This window comes from Streptomyces sp. RKAG290, assembly GCF_023701695.1.
In the GTDB taxonomy this organism is placed as follows: domain Bacteria; phylum Actinomycetota; class Actinomycetes; order Streptomycetales; family Streptomycetaceae; genus Streptomyces.
In genome coordinates this window covers 7,423,902-7,440,973 of record NZ_JAJOZC010000001.1, presented here as the reverse complement: position 1 = coordinate 7,440,973, position 17,072 = coordinate 7,423,902, and the positions used below count along the sequence as shown (strand labels likewise).

Below are 17,072 nucleotides of genomic sequence, written 5' to 3'. Positions count from 1 at the left end.
CTGCCTGCCCACCCGACGCATCATCCGGACGAAACGAGGTCCCACCATGCCCCGATCCCCGCAGGTCCGCCCGGCGCGCCGCGCCCGCGCGAAGTACGCCGCGCTCGCCGTCGCGACCGTGCTGCTCGCGACAGCGGGCACCGTAGGCGCGTCGACGGCGTACGGTTCGCCGGCCGCCGTGCAGCCCGCCGCCACCGCCGATGACGGTGCACGCATCGTCACCGAGACCAGGATCGACGCCCGCACCGTCGATCTGACCGTCGAGTCGCCGGCGGCCGGAAAGACGCTGCCGGTACGGGTCCTGCTGCCGGCCGGATTCGACGCGCAGCCGGACCGCACCTGGCCGGTGCTGTACCTCCTGCAGGGCGCGCACGACGACTACACGTCCTGGACCCGGGAGACCGATGTCGAGGACTTCCTCGCGGACAAGGACGTCATCACGGTCATGCCGTCGTCCGGGCCCACCGGAATCCCCACCGCCTGGTGGAACTACGGGAGTTCCTCGTCCCCCGACTACGAGACGTTCCAGGTCGACGAGGTGATGGAGCTGCTCCGGAACAACTACCGGGCGGGGACGGCGCGCGCCGTCGCCGGAGTGTCCACCGGGGGTTACGGCGCGCTCGCCTTCGCGGCCCGGCACCCGGGGGCATTCGGCGCCGCGGCCTCGTACAGCGGCATCCTGGACACGACTGCGCTGGGCATGCCGACGGTGCTGAACGCCATCGTCGCCCGCGAGCTTCAACTGCCGTCGCTGCTCTGGGGCAGCCCCATCCTCAACCGGAGCATCTGGAACGCACACAACCCCGCGGCGCAGGCCGAACAGCTCTCCGGCACCCGTCTGTACCTCTCACAGGGCAGCGGGATACCGAGCATCGACTTCGGCAATCTGGAGGGCGCCGTCCTCGAGGGCACGCTGTGGGTGCAGGCGCACGGCTTCGCGAACCGCCTCTCGGGCCTCGGGATTCCGGCCGAGGTCCACTTCTACACCGGCGGATCGCATGCCTGGTCCTCCTGGCAGCGTGAGTTCAAGGCGTCCTGGCCCACCCTGGCCGCCGGGCTGGGCCTGACCGGCTGACCGCTCCCGGCAGCCGCGCGGCCCGGAGGCCCGCGGGCCCGCTCTCAGCGGGCCCGCGGGCCTTCGGTGTGCGCCGCTCGGGCGGCGAGCCTGCGCGCGTCCGGCCAGCGGACGTCCCTGGCCCAGGACAGCTGCTCGAACCAGCGGATCAGCCGGGCGCTGCTGTCGACCTGGCCGCGCAGTACACCATGCCGGGCCGAAGTGGGATCGGCATGGTGCAGGTTGTGCCACGACTCGCCGCCGGAGACCGGGGCCAGCCACCAGACGTTCCCCGACCGGTCGTGGGAGCGGAACGGCCGGGCACCGCTGATGTGACAGATGGAGTTGATCGACCAGGTGACGTGGTGGAGCAGCCCGATGCGCACGAGCCCCGCCCAGAAGAAGGCCGACCACGCGGCGGTGCTGTCCCAGCTCCCGTCGCCCCACAGCCCGCCCGCCACGGCGGGTGCGCCGAAGGAGAAGAGCACGATCAGCGGCTGCCAGTGACCGACCCTGACCAGGTCCCGGTCGGCGAGCAGATCGGGAACGTACTTGCGGCGGTCCGTCTTGCTGTTGTTGAACGTCCAGCCGATGTGGGCCCAGACCATGCCCTTGAGCAGCGCCCGGACCGAGGTGCCGAACCGCCACGGTGAGTGCGGGTCACCGGGCCGGTCCGCGAAACGGTGGTGGCGGCGGTGGTCGGCGCACCAGGTGATGACGTCGCCCTCGACGGCCAGGGTGCCGGCGACGGCCAGGGCTATCTTCAGCGGGCGGGCGGCCTTGAACGCCTTGTGGGTGAAGAGCCGGTGGTAGCCGATCGTGATGCCGTGCACCGCCACCGCGTACATCACCGCGCCGATCACCAGGTCGTGCCAGGTGACGCCCCAGCCCCACAGGACGACCACCGAGGCGATCACGGCGACGAACGGTACGCCGACGAAGACCCCGACAACGGCCCGGTCTGCGGTACTCATGCCTTCGAGCGGGATGTCGTGGGGACCCGATGCCGTGTGCGACTGCGCCATGGCGGTCTTCACCTTTCGTGGATCAGTGCGGCTGCCCCGGACGCTACTGACGGGTACCGCCGGGGCTCCACTCACCGGACGCGCGGTTCGGGAGCGGGGTGTCCTCACCTGGCTGACAGAGCTCCCGAACCGGCGGCCCGAGCTGTCGGGATGTGACAACGGCACCGGGTGCCGGTACGCAATCCCCGTGAATTGGGTCCGCCTCCCTTGTGGGCACACACGGCGCACCCGCACCTTTGGACCGCTGCGGCCCGGCCGGGCCGCGGTTCGGCCGTTGCCGCGATCGGAAGGAACCTCATGGACGCGCTCGCCGAAGCAGTGCTGGCCGGAGCCGCCGCACAGGAGCTGGAAAGGCTGCCGGTCCCGGCGGAGTACACGGCCGCGCATCTGCGCGCCGAGGACGTCGGCATGTTCGCCGGGTCGGCGGACCACGACGTCCGCAGGTCCTTAACCGTGGGGCGGGTGCCGATGCCCGAACTCGCCCCGGACGAAGTACTGGTGGCTGTGATGGCCAGTGGCATCAACTACAACACCGTGTGGTCGGCCATGTTCGAGCCGGTGCCGACCTTCGCCTTCCTGCAGGCGCTGGGCCGGCGGGGCGGCTGGGCCACCCGTCACGACCGGCCGTTCCACGTGGTCGGCTCGGACGCGGCGGGCGTGATCGTCCGCGCCGGGGCGGGGGTGCGGCGCTGGCACGTGGGCGACGAGGTGGTGGTCAGCCCCGTGTACGTGGACCCCGAGGAGCCGGCCACCCATGCCGACGGAATGCTCGGGGAGTCCCAGCTGGCCTGGGGCTTCGAGACCAATTTCGGCGGTCTGGCGCACTACGGCGTCGTGCACACGAGTCAGCTCCTGCCCAAACCGGCCCACCTCACGTGGGAGGAGGCCGCCTGCAACCCGCTCTGCGCGGGCACCGCATACCGGATGCTCGTCAGTGAGCGCGGAGCCCGGATGACGCAGGGCGATGTGGTGCTGATCTGGGGCGCGGCGGGTGGGCTGGGCGCCTACGCGACGCAGTTCGTCCGTAACGGCGGGGGCATCGCCGTGGGGATCGTCAGCAGCGAGGAGAAGGCACGGCAGGCGTTGGCGCTGGGCTGTCATGCGGTCATCGACCGGTCGGAGATCGGCCTGACCGGCAGTGAGCCGCCCGCGGACCCCTCGGTGGCCGGCAAGAAGCTCGGCCGGCTGATCCGGGCCGCGGTGGGCGAGGACCCGCACATCGTCTTCGAACATGTCGGACGGGCGACGTTCGGCGTATCGGTGTTCGTGCTCCGGCGGGGCGGGACGGTGGTCACCTGCGGGTCGAGCACCGGCTACCGGCACGAGTTCGACAACAGGTACCTGTGGATGCGGCTCAAGCGGGTGATCGGGAGCCACGGAGCCAATCTGCAGGAGCAGGCGGCGGTCGGGAGACTGCTCGATCTGGGCCACATCCGGCCCGCCCTCTCCACGACGTACGCCCTGGACGAGGCCCCGGAGGCCGCTCGCCTGGTCCAGCGCAACCAGCACACGGGCAAGGTCGGGGTGCTGGCACTGGCGCCGAAGCCGGGGCTCGGGGTCACCGATCCGGAGCGTCGGGCCCGGCTCGGGGAGGACCGCATCGCCCCTCTCCTGCCGTTCGGGTGACGCCCCTCGCGCACGCGTGGTGCGGGGGCCCGGGAGTCCCGGGCCCCCGCACCACGGGGTGAGGCGGGTGCCGGCTGCCGGCACCCGCCCGTCACTCCCCTGCAGACGTGCCGTTCCTGTTCACGGCGGTGAGTGCCCCGCTCGCTGCGGGCGGCACCCTCTCAGCGGCCGATTTCCTTCCGGGTGATCCTTCGGAGCCTGCGCCGCTGGCTGGGATCCAGGGCCAGATAGGCGATCGCGGGAACTCCGATGAGCACCAGCAGTGACAGCCAGAACCCGATGAACGGCATCAGGACGACTGCGACGACAACTCCCCCGATGGCGATCTTTGCGCTGTTCGACATCGTCCACGCCTCCTTCGCGGCCAGTGGCCGCTCCTGCTGTGAGAACGCCTGTGTGCTCTCATCGGTTCCAGCCTGTCGCGGACCCGGCCGCGACGGGTCACCTGAGCGGCGCGCCGACCTCGTGCATGTGCTCCAGCGCCTGGCGGTAGGACTCGACGAGTCCGGTCTCCGCGTACGGCATGCCGAGCGCCTCGCAGTGGGCCTTGACCAGCGGCTGCGCCAGCCGCAGGTGCGGGCGGGGCATGCTCGGGAAGAGGTGGTGCTCGATCTGGTAGTTGAGTCCGCCGAGGAACCAGTCGGTGAGGACGGCGCCCCGCACGTTGCGCGAGGTGAGGACCTGACGCTGCAGGTGGCCCCAGCGGTCACCGTCGGGGTCGGGCATCTCCATGCCCTTGTGGTTCGGGGCGAACGCCATGCCGAGGTGAAGGCCGAAGAGCGCGTGGTGCACGAGCGCGAAGACGACGGCCTTCCCCGGCGACATGACGGTGAGCAGCAGCGCGGCGTAGAGCCCGAGGTGGGCGACCAGCAGCAGGGCCGACAGGGTGCGCTCCCGGGCGGGCTGCTGCCGCAGGTACTGGAAGCCGGAGATCTTCAGGGCGATGCCTTCGAGGAGCAGCATCGGGAAGAACAGCAGGGCCTGGTTGCGGGTGAGCCAGCGGGCGAATCCTTCGCGCTGCGCGGCTTGTTTCTGGGTCCAGACGAGCGCCCCGACGCCGACGTCCGGGTCCTTGTCCACGTGGTTGGGGTTGGCGTGGTGGCGTACGTGCTTGTCGTTCCACCACGCCTCGTTCATGCCGAGGAGCAGATTGGCGTGCACCAGGCCGATGGCCCGGCTCGCCCGCCGGTCGCCGGTTATCTGGGCATGCCCGGCGTCGTGGCCGACGAACGCGGTACGGGACCAGATGACGGCGAGGGGCAGTGCGAGCAGGAGGGTCCACCATGTGTCGCCGAGGAGGACCATGCCGGTGAGCACGGCGCCCAGAGCGAGCAGATTGGCGGCAATGCCTGCCGCGTACCAGCCGGTGCGCCGCTCGAGGAGTCCCTGCCCCTTGACGGCCCGCAGCAGTGGCGCGAAGTCACTTCCTGTACTTCCGGCACTTGCGGCACCGTCGCGGGTTCGTTCCGCGACGGTGGTTGCGGCCTGAGGCATGATGTCTCCGGTCTTAGGGGTGCGCTGACCTGATGAAACGTACGGGTCGCAGATGTATAGCAGCCATGGAGCCACCACCCGATATCTGCTGGTGCCAACCCCCTCATTCCGGAGGGGGGCTGGCTACACCTGCCGACATACCGGGCATCGGCGAGTGAGGTGGATCACTCGGAAGTCGGCCCCGTCGGCGGATGTGATGGAGTACCCTCGGCGACCCCGGCCCACTAGTCAAATTTGAGGAATCTGACATCGCTGTGCACAGTCTCCCCGCAGCAACGCCCTCCGAGATCTCCGTGCTCGCCGGCTGCTCCGTGGTTTTCCTGCCCGCGGATCCCTACCGCGCCGGACGCGTCGCCTTCTGGCACCCCGAAGGTAACAGCCCGCCCGACGCCCCCGGGACCGTCGAGGAACTGACCGTGACCGGCACCGGGGCCCAGCCGTACGGGGTGACGGCGCGACTGCTCCCCGTCCGCGACGCCCTGCCCGTACTGACTCGGGCACGGGTCCTGGCACCCGCCTCGCCTTCGGCCGCCTTCTGGGGTGCGGCAGCCCTGCTGGCCCTGCAGTTCACCGCCCGTGGACTGCTGTTGCCGGGACTGAGCGCGACGGACCACGACACGTGGCGGGCCGGTCCGCTCACCGCGGACGATCAGACCCGGATCCGTATTCTTGCCGCCTCCATGCCGCCAAGTGCCCATGCGGTGCCGCTGGATGCTGCGGCGGAGCCCCTGCTGCTGCCCGAACCGGAGTGGCTGGTGCGGGCGTTCCTCGACGCGGTCGCCGACGGCCTGCCGCGCACGCCGGGCGCCGCCTTCGCCACCGGCGGCCCGGCCTTCGCCGCGGACGCGCCGCAGCATCTGCCGGATCAGCGCGCCTGGGTCGCCGATGTCGCCGCCGGGCACGACGCGGGCGTCCGGCTCTCGCTGCGGGTGGAGGTCTCCGGCCTCGACCGGGCCGACGATCCGTCCGCAGGGCCCGCGTTCCGGGTGGTGCCGCAGATCCACAGCGTCAACGATCCGGCCCTGGTCACCGACGCCGCCGAGATCTGGGCCGGCAGCGGGCCGACCGCCGCGGCCTTCGGGCCGAGGGCCCGGATGGACGCGCTGCTGATGCTGCGCCGGGCAGCCCGCGCCTGGCCGCCTCTGACCCCGCTGCTGTCGGCGGCCGTGCCCGACGCCGTGGACCCGGCCGACGAGGAGATCGTCGAACTGCTCGGCCCCGCCTCACGGGCCCTGGCCGCGACGGGCGTCCAGGTGCACTGGCCGCGCGCGCTGGCCCGCAAGCTCACGGCGCGCGCGGTGATCGGCCCGGCCGGCGACGAGGACGAGGACGGCGGTTCCCCGGGACGTACCGCGTCGGACACCGCACCGCTCCTGTCCGCGGACGCCCTGCTCACGTTCAACTGGTGGTTCGCGCTCGGTGACCAGAAGCTCAGCCGCGCCGAGGTCGACCGGCTGGCCGAGGCGGGCAGGCCACTGGTGCGGCTGCGTGACCAGTGGGTGCTGATCGACCCCGACGAAGCGCGTCGCGCCCGGGAGACCCAGGACCGCAAGGTGACGCCGATCGACGCACTCGGGGCGGTGCTGACCGGTTCCACCGAGGTCGGCGGCCGCCGGGTGGAGGTGCGGGCTACCGGGTGGCTTGAGACGCTGCGGCAGCAGGTCGCCGATCCGGAGTCCCGGCAGGCGCAGGGCGAGGAGCCGGCGCTCGGTCAGCCGGCGGCGCTCGACGCGACGTTGCGCGACTACCAGCTGCGCGGCCTGAACTGGCTGCACACGATGACCTCGCTCGGACTCGGCGGCTGCCTCGCCGATGACATGGGGCTCGGCAAGACCATCACCCTGATCGCGCTGCATCTGCACCGGCAGACCCTCGAATCGGCCGCGGGCCCCACCCTGGTGGTCTGCCCGACCTCCCTGATGGGCAACTGGCAGCGGGAGATCGAGAAGTTCGCGCCGGGCACCGCGGTGCGCCGGTTCCACGGCGGATCGCGCAGTCTGGAGGACCTGGCGGACGGCGAGTTCGTGCTCACCACGTACGGAACCATGCGGCTGGACGCGCCGAAGCTCGCGGCCACCCGGTGGGGCATGGTCGTCGCGGACGAGGCGCAGCACGTGAAGAACCCGTACTCGGCAACGGCCAAGCAGCTCCGCACGATCGGCGCGCAGGCGCGGGTGGCCCTGACCGGCACCCCCGTGGAGAACAACCTCTCGGAACTGTGGGCGATCCTGGACTGGACGACGCCCGGCCTGCTCGGCCGGCTCGGCACCTTCCGTACCCGGTACGCGCGCGCCGCGGAGGGCGGCAGCGACCCGGCTGCGGCCGAGCGGCTCGGCGCGCTGGTACGGCCGTTCCTGCTGCGCCGGCGCAAGTCCGATCCGGGCATCGCCCCGGAGCTGCCGCCGAAGACCGAGACGGACCGTGCGGTCTCCCTGACAGCCGAGCAGACGGGTCTGTACGAGGCAGTGGTACGCGAGACCCTGGCGGCGATCTCCGACGCCGACGGCATCGCCCGGCGCGGTCTGGTGGTGAAACTGCTGACCGCGCTCAAACAGATCTGCAACCACCCGGCGCAGTACCTCAAGGAGGAGGAACCGCGGATCACCGGTCGTTCGGGGAAGGTGGAACTGCTCGACGAACTGCTGGACACCATTCTCGCGGAGGGCGCGGCCGTCCTCGTGTTCACCCAGTACGTGCAGATGGCCCGGCTGCTCGAACGGCATCTGGCGGCGCGCGGGGTCCGCACCCAGTTCCTGCACGGCGGCACGCCGGTCGCCGCGCGGGAGACGATGGTGAACCGCTTCCAGGCGGGCGAGGCGCCGGTCTTCCTGCTGTCGCTCAAGGCGGCCGGAACCGGGCTCAACCTCACCAGGGCGGGTCATGTGGTGCACTTCGACCGCTGGTGGAACCCCGCGGTCGAGGCGCAGGCGACCGACCGGGCGTACCGCATCGGGCAGACCCAGCCGGTCCAGGTCCACCGGCTGATCGCCGAGGGCACGATCGAGGACCGGATCGCCGACATGCTGGCCCGCAAGCAGGGCCTGGCGGACGCGGTGCTCGGTTCCGGCGAGAGCGCCCTGACCGAGCTCAGCGATGCGGAACTGGCCGATCTGGTGGAATTGCGAGGGGGCGCACGATGAGCGACGGATACGGACGCGACGAGTACGCCGACCGGTACGACAGCGACGAGCAGGACGACACCGCGCCCTCGGCACCCGAGCAGGAGCGCACCTTCGCCCCGCTGCCGCCCGCGAGCGGCCGCGGCTTCGCGGAGTCGTGGTGGGGCCGGGCATGGCTGAAGGCGCTGGAGGACACCGCGCTGGACGGCCAACAGCTCAAGAGGGGACGCCGGTTCGCCCGGGAGGGCCGGGTCGGTGCGGTCTCCGTGCGGCCCGGCCGGATCACCTCGGTGGTCCAGGACCACGATGCGAACGCGTACCGCAGCGATGTGCTGCTCCAGGAGCTGAGCGAGGAGAAGTGGGACCGGTTCCTGGACATGGCGGTCGAACGGGCCGGCCACATAGCGGCGCTGCTCGACCGTGAGATGCCGCCGGATCTGGTCGAGGACGCCGCCGCGGCGGGCGTGGATCTGCTTCCGGCCATCGGTGACCTCGACCCGGAGTGCACCTGCGAGGCCTGGGACCACTGCCCGCACACCGCGGCGCTCTGCTATCAGGTGGCGCGGCTGCTGGACCAGGACCCGTTCGTCCTGCTGCTCATGCGGGGGCGCGGCGAACGTCGGCTGCTGGACGAGCTCCAGGTGCGGATCACCGTCCGGGCCGCCGGGCACGAGCCGTCCGCGGCGGTCGACGTCTCCGCGGTGGTGCCCGGGGACCGGGGCGTGCGCGGGGTTCCGGCGGCCGAGGTCCATGCGGCGGGGGACGCTCTCCCACCGCTGCCCGCGCCCCCCTCGCTTCCCGCCGAGGCCGGGGTGTCGCCCTCGCTGGACACGGAGACCGACCCGGAGCCGGGCGTGGACCCGACGGCGCTGGAGATGCTGGCGACGGACAGCGCGGCGCGGGCCCACCGGATGCTCGCGGAAGCCCTGTCCCCCGGCCACGGGCTGCAGCCGGTCCCGGCCGGTCTGACACCCGAGCAGGACGCGGTGCGGCTGGCCGCGGACGCGCGTCCCGAACCATGGATCGCCAACCGGCTGGCGGCCGGGTCGGCGCGCAGACCGGCCGGGTTGCAGGCCGCGGTGCGTGCCTGGCAGTACGGCGGTGCGGCCGCGCTCGCCGTGCTCGACGAGGAGTGGACGCCGGACGCCGCGTCCCTGGCCCGCGCCAGGACGCAGCTCGCCGAGGCCTGGGAGGAGGACGACGCACCCGGGCTGCGGGCCGAGCACAACCGCTGGACCTCGGTGGACGGCACCGTCCAGCTCCGCTACGGGCGGGACGGGCGCTGGTATCCGTACCGCAAGGAGAGCGGGCGCTGGACTCCTGCCGGCCCCTGCGACGACGATCCGGCAGCCGCCCTGGCGGATGCTGGCCGGACGGACGCCTGACCGCAGCGCGACGGCGGGCAGGGGCGAGCGCGTCGCCCCTGCCCGCCGTCGCGTCCTGCCGCGCGGTTCACTCGATGCCACCGGCCGTCGCAGGCCAGGGCGGAGACCGACGGCGGTCACGACAGCCGGCCGGCGGGAGCCCGGAATTCCGCCGCCGCGCCGGCTCCTCCGGATTCGTGAGCATCCCAACAGCCCATACTCCAGAGGGCTTTCGAGCCTCAGCCGACTTCCGCCACCCGCGCGACGCCCGTACGGTAGGGGCCGCCGATCGCTCGGCCGCACATCGGACAACGCATTCCCGTCAACGGACAAGAGGGAGTCGCAGGATGCCGTGGGGAATCCACCGCCGGACCCCCGCGCCATGCGGACGGGCCGCGCCATCTCCAGGCCCACAGGCATCCGGCCCGGCCGGCGCGAACGGACGAACGCCTCCGCAGGACGCTCCGGGGCAGACCCCGGAGCCGACCCCCTGAGACAGCCGGGGCCCTCCCCCGCCACCCGCTCCTCCCCCGCATACAGCTGGAGTTCACATGCACCGGAGAAGGATCCTCCAGGGCGCCGCTGCGACGGCTGCGACCGCCCTGCTCCCCGCCTCCGCCCGGGCCGCCGCAGCGACAGCAGGCAGCACGGACTACCCGTCGGCCCACTGGGTGCCGGCCTCCACGTCCAACTACACGGTCTCCAGCCGCCCTTCGGCGTATCCCGTGCAGTACGTGATCATCCATGTCACCCAGGAGACGTTCTCGGACGCGGTCGCGATCTTCCAGAATCCGGCGAAGAAGGTCTCCGCCCACTACGTGGTCCGCTCGGTGGACGGTTACATCGACCAGTGCGTCAGGGAGAAGAACATCGCCTGGCACGCGGGCAACTGGGACTACAACACCCGGAGCATCGGCATCGAGCACGAGGGCTATGTCGACCAGCCCGCATACTTCACCGACGCCATGTACGAGAAGTCGGCGCTGCTGACCGCCTCGGTCTGCGACCGCTACGGCATACCCAAGGACCGTGCGCACATCCTCGGCCACGTCCAGGTGCCGGGCACCGACCACACCGATCCGGGCCCGAACTGGGACTGGGTCCGCTACATCCGCCTCGTCAACCTCCTCGGCACGGGCTGACCCGCGGCCGGCTCCGGCCCGGCCGATTACTCTCCGCACCAAGGTTGTCGCAGACGACGGCTGCGACGACGATGGGGGTGTACGACGCCCCTGGACGGGAGGGTGAGTTGACGGACCCCTGGTTGGCCCTGGCAGCCGGCGCGGATCCCCGCGAGCGACGCGGCGAACTGCGGCACGCACACGAGGTGTTCACCGCGGCCGGCCGCCTGGAGCGGCCCGTCCGGCCGGTGGTCGGCGAGTCCTGGCGGCGCTCGGTGCGTGCCCGCGTCTGCCCCGACGGCGCGGCCCTGGTCGATCTGGACGCCGAAGAGGTCGGACCGTACCGGGAGTCCCATCCGCTCGCCCGTGCCATGCCGGTGATCCGTGAGCTGATGAGCGCCTACGCGACGGACGGGGAACACCTCCTGGCGGTGTGCGACGCGCACGGCAGGCTGCTGTGGGTCGAGGGGCACGCGGTGACCAGGCGGCGTGCCGGGCGGATGAACTTCGTCGAGGGTGCCCGCTGGGCTGAGTCCGTGGCCGGCACCAACGCACCGGGGACGGCCATCGCCGTGGACCGGCCGGTCCAGGTGTTCGCGGCCGAGCACTTCCTGCGCCCGGTACAGCAGTGGACGTGCGCGGCCGCGCCGCTGCACGACCCGCACACCGGACGCGTGCTGGGCGCGGTCGACATCACGGGAGGGGACCGGCTCGCGCATCCGCACAGCCTGGCGTTCGTCCAGGCCGTGGCGCGCGCCGCGGAGTCCCAGCTGGCCCTGCTCGCCCCGTCGCCGGCTGCCGGTTCCGTGCGTCTGAGCGCACTCGGCAGGGACGAGGCGCTGCTGATCGTGGGCGGGCGGGGGCTGCGCCTCAGCCGGCGGCACAGCGAGATCCTGGTGGCACTGGCCCGGCGCCCGGAGGGCATCGGCGGCGACGAGCTCCTGGTCGAACTGTACGAGGACGAGTCGGTCACCCCCGTGACGCTGCGGGCCGAACTCTCCCGGCTGCGCCGACTGCTCGGCCCTGATCTGCTGTTGTCCCGTCCCTACCGCCTCGCCTCCCCCGTCGACGCCGACTTCGACACGGTCGCGCGCCGGCTGGCCTCCGGCGCGGTGGCCGCGGCCCTGAGCGCCTACGCGGGGCCCCTGCTGCCCGGTTCGCAGGCCCCCTCGGTCGTACGGCTGCGGCGCCGGCTCGACGACTCACTGCGGGCCGCCCTGATCGCACGCGGCGATCCGGGACTGCTGGCGGACTGGGCGTCCAGCCCGTGGGGCGAGGACGATCTCCCGGCATGGCGGGCGCTGGCCGCGGCCGCACCCGCGGCGCAGCGGCCCGCCCTGCTCGCCCGGGCCAGGACCCTGGACGCGGAACAGCGGTAGGACCTGCCCGGCGCTTCGCAACGGGGTTGCAACGTCACGCTGCCTAGCCTCACGCCGAGGGCCGTCCAACGGCGGGCGGCACCGGATCCGGGAGGCCACAGAGATGACCCGTTACGCTGCGCCGGGCACCGAGGGCGCGATCGTCTCGTACGAGTCGCGCTACGACCACTGGATCGGTGGCGCGTACGTACCGCCGGCCCGTGGCCAGTACTTCGAGAACCCGAGCCCCGTCAACGGCCGCCCGTTCACCGAGGTCGCCCGCGGAACCGCCGAGGACGTCGAGCTCGCCCTGGACGCCGCGCACGCCGCGGCGCCCGCCTGGGGCGCCACGTCAGCGGGCGACCGCGCCTCGGTCCTGAACCGGATCGCGGACCGGATGGAGGCGCATCTGGAGGAGCTCGCGGTTGCCGAGAGCTGGGAGAACGGCAAGCCGGTGCGGGAGACCCTCGCGGCCGACATCCCGCTGGCCGTCGACCACTTCCGCTACTTCGCCGGGGCGCTGCGTGCCCAGGAGGGCTCGCTGAGCCAGGTCGACGAGGACACCGTCGCGTACCACTTCCACGAGCCGCTCGGAGTCGTCGCCCAGATCATTCCGTGGAACTTCCCCATCCTGATGGCCACGTGGAAGCTGGCCCCGGCCCTCGCGGCGGGCAACGCCGTGGTCCTCAAGCCGGCCGAACAGACCCCGGCCTCCATCCATGTGTGGCTGAGCCTGGTGGCCGACCTGCTCCCGCCGGGTGTCGTCAACATCGTCAACGGATTCGGCGCGGAGGCCGGCAAACCGCTGGCCTCCAGCCCGCGCGTCGCGAAGATCGCGTTCACCGGTGAGACCACGACGGGGCGGCTGATCATGCAGTACGCCTCCGAGAACATCAAGCCGGTGACCCTGGAGCTGGGCGGCAAGTCGCCGAACATCTTCTTCGACGACGTCTGGTCGGCCGACGACGACTTCCGCGACAAGGCCCTCGAAGGCTTCACGATGTTCGCCCTCAACCAGGGCGAGGTCTGCACCTGCCCCTCCCGCGCCCTCATCCAGCGCGGCCACTACAGCGAGTTCCTGGAGGCGGGCATCGCCCGCACCGAACAGATCGTCCCGGGCCACCCGCTGGACACGGACACGATGATCGGCGCCCAGGCCTCCAACGACCAGCTCCAGAAGATCCTCTCGTACCTGGACATCGGCCAGCAGGAGGGCGCGAAGATCCTCACGGGCGGCCGGCAGATCGAGTACGACGGGGAGCTGGCGGGCGGCTACTACGTGCAGCCGACGATCTTCGAGGGCGACAACCGGATGCGCGTCTTCCAGGAAGAGATCTTCGGCCCCGTCGTCGCGGTCACGTCCTTCTCGGACTTCGACGACGCGATCCGCACCGCGAACGACACCCTGTACGGGCTCGGCGCGGGCGTCTGGACCCGCGACGCCAACACGGCGTACCGCGCCGGCCGCGCCATCCAGGCCGGCCGGGTCTGGACGAACTGTTATCACGCGTACCCGGCCCACGCGGCTTTCGGCGGGTACAAGCAGTCCGGGATCGGCCGGGAGAACCACAAGATGATGCTGGAGCACTACCAGCAGACGAAGAATCTTCTCGTGTCGTACTCGGCGAAGAAGCTCGGGTTCTTCTAGTCGCGTGTGCGCGGATCCCAGCGCAATCGGCTGAGAACGATCGTGTAGAGCGCGGAGTTGGCCTGGCGATCGCCTCCGCGGTTCAGCCTGCGGCGCTGGGTCTTGCCCGAGGAAGCCTCAACAGGACTGGTGCCGCACAGTGCGGCGAAGGATGCCTCGCTGCCCAGCCGGTCCGGGTTGTCGCCGGCGGCTATGAGCAGGGCTGCGGCGGGTGTCCGGACCGACACCACGGTGGTCCAGGAGACCTGGGGCAGCGATCAAGACCGCGTCGGTCATCCGCTGGTTGAGGTCGTTGATTTCCTCCGTCAGGCTCTGGATGCGGCGGGCCAGTAGGCGCAGGGTGTGGCGGGCTGCCGCTGCTGAGTCGTTGCCTGCTGCGACGTCCAGCTCCGCGCAGCTGCGGATCAGCTTCACATTGCTCAGGCCGGCCAGCGATTCCCGGAGTGCCGGGGCCGTCGGGATCAGGACGGACTTGAGTTGGTTGATCGCTTGAGTGCGGGACTTGGTGGCCGACCCTTTGGCCATCCTGAACAGCCGTAGTGCCTCCACCGGTCCGTCTGCCGCCTTGGCTGTCGCGGTGGCGCGTCCGGACAGGACTGCTCGGGCGGCGGCCTCGGCGTCGACCGCGTCGGTTTTGCCGTGTCGGCGCCGGGCGGCCTTGTCCGGCTGGTTGACCTCAGTCACCTCTATACCGGCGCCTCGCAGATAGCGGGTCAGCGCGGCCGCGTAGGAACCGGTGCATTCGACCCCTGCCCGCCGCAGTGTTCCGAAGGAACGAGCCCAGGCCCGCAGTTGACGGTAGCCGTCCGCGGTAGCGGTGAAGGACCGGCCATCCAGGGTGGCCCCAACCGTGGTGACCACGGCAGCCGCGTGGAAGTCCTTGTGAGTGTCCACCTCGAGGAGCACGTCCTCGGGGCCGTCGGTGGTGACGTGGCGCGGGTGAAGCGGTTGGGTGATGCTGGGGGGCGCCGCCCACCATTGACTTGGCGGCGAGGCCGAAGATGTGCGGCGCCGGGTCGTTGGGCAGGGTCACCGACTCGACCGTCCTGCTCTCGTCGGTGTGATCACTCTCCGCGCTCGTCTCGACGCCCGGGATGTACGTCGTGCCGTTCACGGCAAGCACCGGAATGCTGCCCACGTCGCCGTGGAGCACCGCGCCACGGTCGGCCCAGGTGTAGGCGAGGACACCGGGGAAAGCCGTCGACACATCGACGGCGAGATCGGCGGAGCTGATGGTCACCGCCGGGCCCGCGTCGGCCACGGCGTGCGGTGCCGTGAGGCAGGCGCCCGCCGTGACGGCAACGGCCGTCGCACAAGGAGTCTCGATACGCGCACGGATGGCATGGCATGCCTCTGCAATCTGAGGTCGCGGTGCGGTAAGGGGGACAGTTCGTTCACTTGACGCTTCCCGCGGTCAGGCCGGAGCGCCAGAACCGCTGGAGACACAGGAACGCCACTAGGAGCGGCAGCACGGACAGGAATGCGCCTGTGACAGTGACGTTGTAGGGGGTGCCGTTGTTGAGCTGTTCCCGCCAGCCGGCAAGACCGACGGTCACCGGCTGCAGCCGGTCGTCGGCGAGCATCAGCACGGGCAGCAGGTAGTTGTTCCAGATTCCGACGAACTGGAACAGGAAGACGGTGACGAGAGCGGGTGACATCACCCGCAGCGCGATGGTGAAGAAGATCCGCACCTCCCCGGCCCCGTCGACGCGCCCGGCCTCGATGAGCTCGTCCGGCATGGAGTCGGCGGCGTACACCCGGGACAGATACACGCCGAACGGGCTGACCACGCTGGGGATCAGCACCGCCCAGTAGGTGTTCACGAGATGGATCTCGGAGAACATCAGATACAGCGGCAGCGCGAAGAGCGTCGCGGGGACCAAAACCGCCGCGAGCACGGTGTTGAACACTGCTTCCCGGCCACGGAACCGGTACTTCGCGAGCGCGTAGCCGGCGGCCGCCGACAGCAGGGTTCCGATGGCGGCGCCCACCGTGCTGTAGAGCACGCTGTTGAGCATCCACCGGGCGAAGATCCCGCCGTCCATGGTGAAGACGTCGCGCACATTGGCCCACAGGTCGAAGTGCGAGAACCAGAAGCCGTTGGTGGTGAAGAGATATCCCTTGTTCTTGGTCGCCGTCACCAGTAGCCACCACACGGGCAGCACCGAGTACACGGCGAACAGCACCATGACCGATGTGACGGCCACGCGGCCGGTGAACGGACCCGCGGAACGACGGACTACGGACTGCGGCGCGCTCATGCCCCGGCCCCCTTGCGCTGGGTGAATTTGAGGAACCCGAAGGACAGCACCAGCGTCAGCAGCGCCAGCACGACCGACTCGGCGGCGGCGTACTGGTAGTTGCCGGAGTCGGCGGACTTCTGGGCGGCCAGGATCGGCGTGTACTCGGAGGTGACCGAGTCGGCGATCTGGTGGAGGATCGCCGGCTCGCTGTACAGCTGCAGGGTGCCGATGATCGAGAAGACGGTGGTCAGGATCAGCGCCCCGCGCACCATGGGGATCTTGATGTGCCAGGCCACCCGCCAGCCCGAGCAGCCGTCGAGCGCGGCCGCCTCGAAGAGCTCGGCGGGGATCGCCTTCAGCGCGGCGTAGATGATCAGCATGTTGTAGCCGGTCCAGCCCCAGGTGACCATGTTGCCGATGGACAGCAGGACGGTCCCTGACGAAAGGAAGTCGAGGTGCAGGCCGAGATGCGAGGCAACTGACGCGATCGGGCTCACATCGGGCTGGTAGAGGAACGACCACATGATGGCCGCGATCACTCCAGGCAGTGTGTACGGCAGGAAGAACAGCGTCCGGAAGACGCCCGGCCACCGTGCGGAGACGGAGTCCAGCAGCAGCGCCAGCAGCAGCGCCAGTCCGAGCATCACGGGCACCTGCACCAGGCCCAGCCCGACGACCCTCAGGATCGATTCGAGGAACTGGCCGTCGTGCAGCACCCGCGTGTAGTTGTCCGCGCCCGCGAAGCGGGTGGTGGGTGCGGTGAGCCCGAGCCCGTCGCGGTGCAGGGTGAACAGGCTCTGGTAGAGCGCGTAGCAGATGGGAGCGATGAAGGTGCCGAGGAACAGTCCGCAGAACGGTGTCAGGAACAGCACCGCGCTGCGGGTGCGGCGGCGAGCAGCTCCGGTCGGAGGGGCCGCGGGCTGCGCGGCCGCCCGGGCCGGCGTCCGGCTCACGGTGGTTGTGGTGGTCACGGTGGATTCCCGTCGTACGGGCCGCGGGCCGCCGAGGGGTGGGCGGCGG

Annotated in this window: 14 protein-coding genes and 1 pseudogene; 7 read left to right on the top strand and 8 right to left on the bottom strand. The window is 71.1% G+C overall.

Annotation, left to right across the window (positions count from 1 at the left end; translation table 11 throughout):
* Nucleotides 1-46 precede the first annotated feature (46 nt).
* Nucleotides 47-1,075, top strand: a complete 1,029-nt coding sequence (locus tag LNW71_RS32910) for an alpha/beta hydrolase family protein (RefSeq protein ID WP_250971512.1) — start codon at nt 47-49, stop codon at nt 1,073-1,075.
* Between the two features lie 44 nt (nt 1,076-1,119).
* Here the strand turns inward: LNW71_RS32910 and LNW71_RS32905 are convergent, their stop codons facing one another.
* Nucleotides 1,120-2,079, bottom strand: a complete 960-nt coding sequence (locus LNW71_RS32905) for a fatty acid desaturase (RefSeq protein WP_250971511.1) — start codon at nt 2,077-2,079, stop codon at nt 1,120-1,122.
* A 297-nt stretch (nt 2,080-2,376) separates the two neighbouring features.
* Between LNW71_RS32905 and ccrA the strand changes: the two genes are divergently transcribed.
* Nucleotides 2,377-3,705 carry a crotonyl-CoA carboxylase/reductase gene (gene ccrA / locus LNW71_RS32900; RefSeq protein ID WP_250971510.1) on the top strand — a complete coding sequence of 443 codons (1,329 nt, stop codon included), beginning with the start codon at nt 2,377-2,379 and terminating at the stop codon, nt 3,703-3,705.
* Between the two features lie 161 nt (nt 3,706-3,866).
* Here ccrA and LNW71_RS32895 read toward each other — a convergent pair whose 3' ends face one another.
* Together LNW71_RS32895 and LNW71_RS32890 are read right to left on the bottom strand one after the other, a co-directional pair.
* Nucleotides 3,867-4,049 carry a hypothetical protein gene (locus LNW71_RS32895; RefSeq protein ID WP_136325839.1) on the bottom strand — a complete coding sequence of 61 codons (183 nt, stop codon included), beginning with the start codon at nt 4,047-4,049 and terminating at the stop codon, nt 3,867-3,869.
* Nucleotides 4,050-4,146: 97 nt separating this feature from the next.
* Nucleotides 4,147-5,199 carry an acyl-CoA desaturase gene (locus LNW71_RS32890; RefSeq protein WP_250971509.1) on the bottom strand — a complete coding sequence of 351 codons (1,053 nt, stop codon included), beginning with the start codon at nt 5,197-5,199 and terminating at the stop codon, nt 4,147-4,149.
* Between the two features lie 254 nt (nt 5,200-5,453).
* On the opposite strand from LNW71_RS32890, the gene LNW71_RS32885 reads away from it, so the two are divergent.
* The 5 genes from LNW71_RS32885 (at nt 5,454) to LNW71_RS32865 (ending at nt 13,809) form a co-directional block, all read left to right on the top strand.
* The gene (locus tag LNW71_RS32885; RefSeq protein WP_250971508.1) at nt 5,454-8,339 is read left to right on the top strand and encodes a DEAD/DEAH box helicase; all 2,886 of its coding nucleotides are present in this window, start codon (nt 5,454-5,456) and stop codon (nt 8,337-8,339) included.
* On the top strand, nt 8,336-9,703 hold the full coding sequence (locus LNW71_RS32880) for an SWF or SNF family helicase (RefSeq protein WP_250971507.1): 1,368 nt from the start codon (nt 8,336-8,338) through the stop codon (nt 9,701-9,703). The genes LNW71_RS32885 and LNW71_RS32880 overlap by 4 nt, the downstream gene beginning before the upstream one ends.
* A gap of 530 nt (nt 9,704-10,233) precedes the next feature.
* A complete protein-coding gene (locus tag LNW71_RS32875; protein WP_250971506.1) occupies nt 10,234-10,824 on the top strand; it encodes a peptidoglycan recognition family protein in 591 nt (196 codons plus the stop codon).
* Nucleotides 10,825-10,931: 107 nt separating this feature from the next.
* Nucleotides 10,932-12,182 carry a GAF domain-containing protein gene (locus LNW71_RS32870; RefSeq protein ID WP_250971505.1) on the top strand — a complete coding sequence of 417 codons (1,251 nt, stop codon included), beginning with the start codon at nt 10,932-10,934 and terminating at the stop codon, nt 12,180-12,182.
* 103 nt (nt 12,183-12,285) lie between these two features.
* Nucleotides 12,286-13,809 carry an aldehyde dehydrogenase family protein gene (locus tag LNW71_RS32865; protein WP_250971504.1) on the top strand — a complete coding sequence of 508 codons (1,524 nt, stop codon included), beginning with the start codon at nt 12,286-12,288 and terminating at the stop codon, nt 13,807-13,809.
* On the opposite strand, the gene LNW71_RS32860 is transcribed toward LNW71_RS32865, so the two are convergent.
* From LNW71_RS32860 to LNW71_RS32845, 5 genes and pseudogenes are all read right to left on the bottom strand, one after another.
* Nucleotides 13,806-14,036 (bottom strand): IS110 family transposase, encoded by a 231-nt coding sequence (locus tag LNW71_RS32860; RefSeq protein WP_250971503.1) that lies wholly within the window; start codon nt 14,034-14,036, stop codon nt 13,806-13,808. The two genes, LNW71_RS32865 and LNW71_RS32860, sit on opposite strands and share 4 nt — an antisense overlap.
* A complete protein-coding gene (locus tag LNW71_RS32855; RefSeq protein ID WP_250971502.1) occupies nt 13,927-14,715 on the bottom strand; it encodes a transposase in 789 nt (262 codons plus the stop codon). The genes LNW71_RS32860 and LNW71_RS32855 overlap by 110 nt, the downstream gene beginning before the upstream one ends.
* A 169-nt stretch (nt 14,716-14,884) precedes the next feature.
* Nucleotides 14,885-15,049, bottom strand: a pseudogene (locus LNW71_RS37105) (hypothetical protein); the annotation flags it as partial.
* Between the two features lie 154 nt (nt 15,050-15,203).
* Complete coding sequence (locus LNW71_RS32850) at nt 15,204-16,070, bottom strand: carbohydrate ABC transporter permease (protein ID WP_250971501.1); 867 nt, start codon at nt 16,068-16,070, stop codon at nt 15,204-15,206.
* Nucleotides 16,067-17,023: a carbohydrate ABC transporter permease gene (locus LNW71_RS32845; RefSeq protein WP_250971500.1), complete on the bottom strand. Its 957-nt coding sequence runs from the start codon at nt 17,021-17,023 to the stop codon at nt 16,067-16,069. The genes LNW71_RS32850 and LNW71_RS32845 overlap by 4 nt, the downstream gene beginning before the upstream one ends.
* Nucleotides 17,024-17,072: the final 49 nt, after the last annotated feature.

What these genes read in the sequence shown, in the direction of transcription:
- LNW71_RS32875 (WP_250971506.1), top strand. Translation starts at nt 10,234, where the DNA reads ATGCACCGGAGAAGGATCCTCCAGGGCGCCGCTGCGACGGCTGCGACC.
- ccrA (WP_250971510.1), top strand. Translation starts at nt 2,377, where the DNA reads ATGGACGCGCTCGCCGAAGCAGTGCTGGCCGGAGCCGCCGCACAGGAG.
- LNW71_RS32890 (WP_250971509.1), bottom strand. Translation starts at nt 5,199, where the DNA reads ATGCCTCAGGCCGCAACCACCGTCGCGGAACGAACCCGCGACGGTGCC.
- LNW71_RS32880 (WP_250971507.1), top strand. Translation starts at nt 8,336, where the DNA reads ATGAGCGACGGATACGGACGCGACGAGTACGCCGACCGGTACGACAGC.
- LNW71_RS32905 (WP_250971511.1), bottom strand. Translation starts at nt 2,079, where the DNA reads ATGGCGCAGTCGCACACGGCATCGGGTCCCCACGACATCCCGCTCGAA.
- LNW71_RS32895 (WP_136325839.1), bottom strand. Translation starts at nt 4,049, where the DNA reads ATGTCGAACAGCGCAAAGATCGCCATCGGGGGAGTTGTCGTCGCAGTC.
- LNW71_RS32850 (WP_250971501.1), bottom strand. Translation starts at nt 16,070, where the DNA reads ATGAGCGCGCCGCAGTCCGTAGTCCGTCGTTCCGCGGGTCCGTTCACC.
- LNW71_RS32865 (WP_250971504.1), top strand. Translation starts at nt 12,286, where the DNA reads ATGACCCGTTACGCTGCGCCGGGCACCGAGGGCGCGATCGTCTCGTAC.
- LNW71_RS32910 (WP_250971512.1), top strand. Translation starts at nt 47, where the DNA reads ATGCCCCGATCCCCGCAGGTCCGCCCGGCGCGCCGCGCCCGCGCGAAG.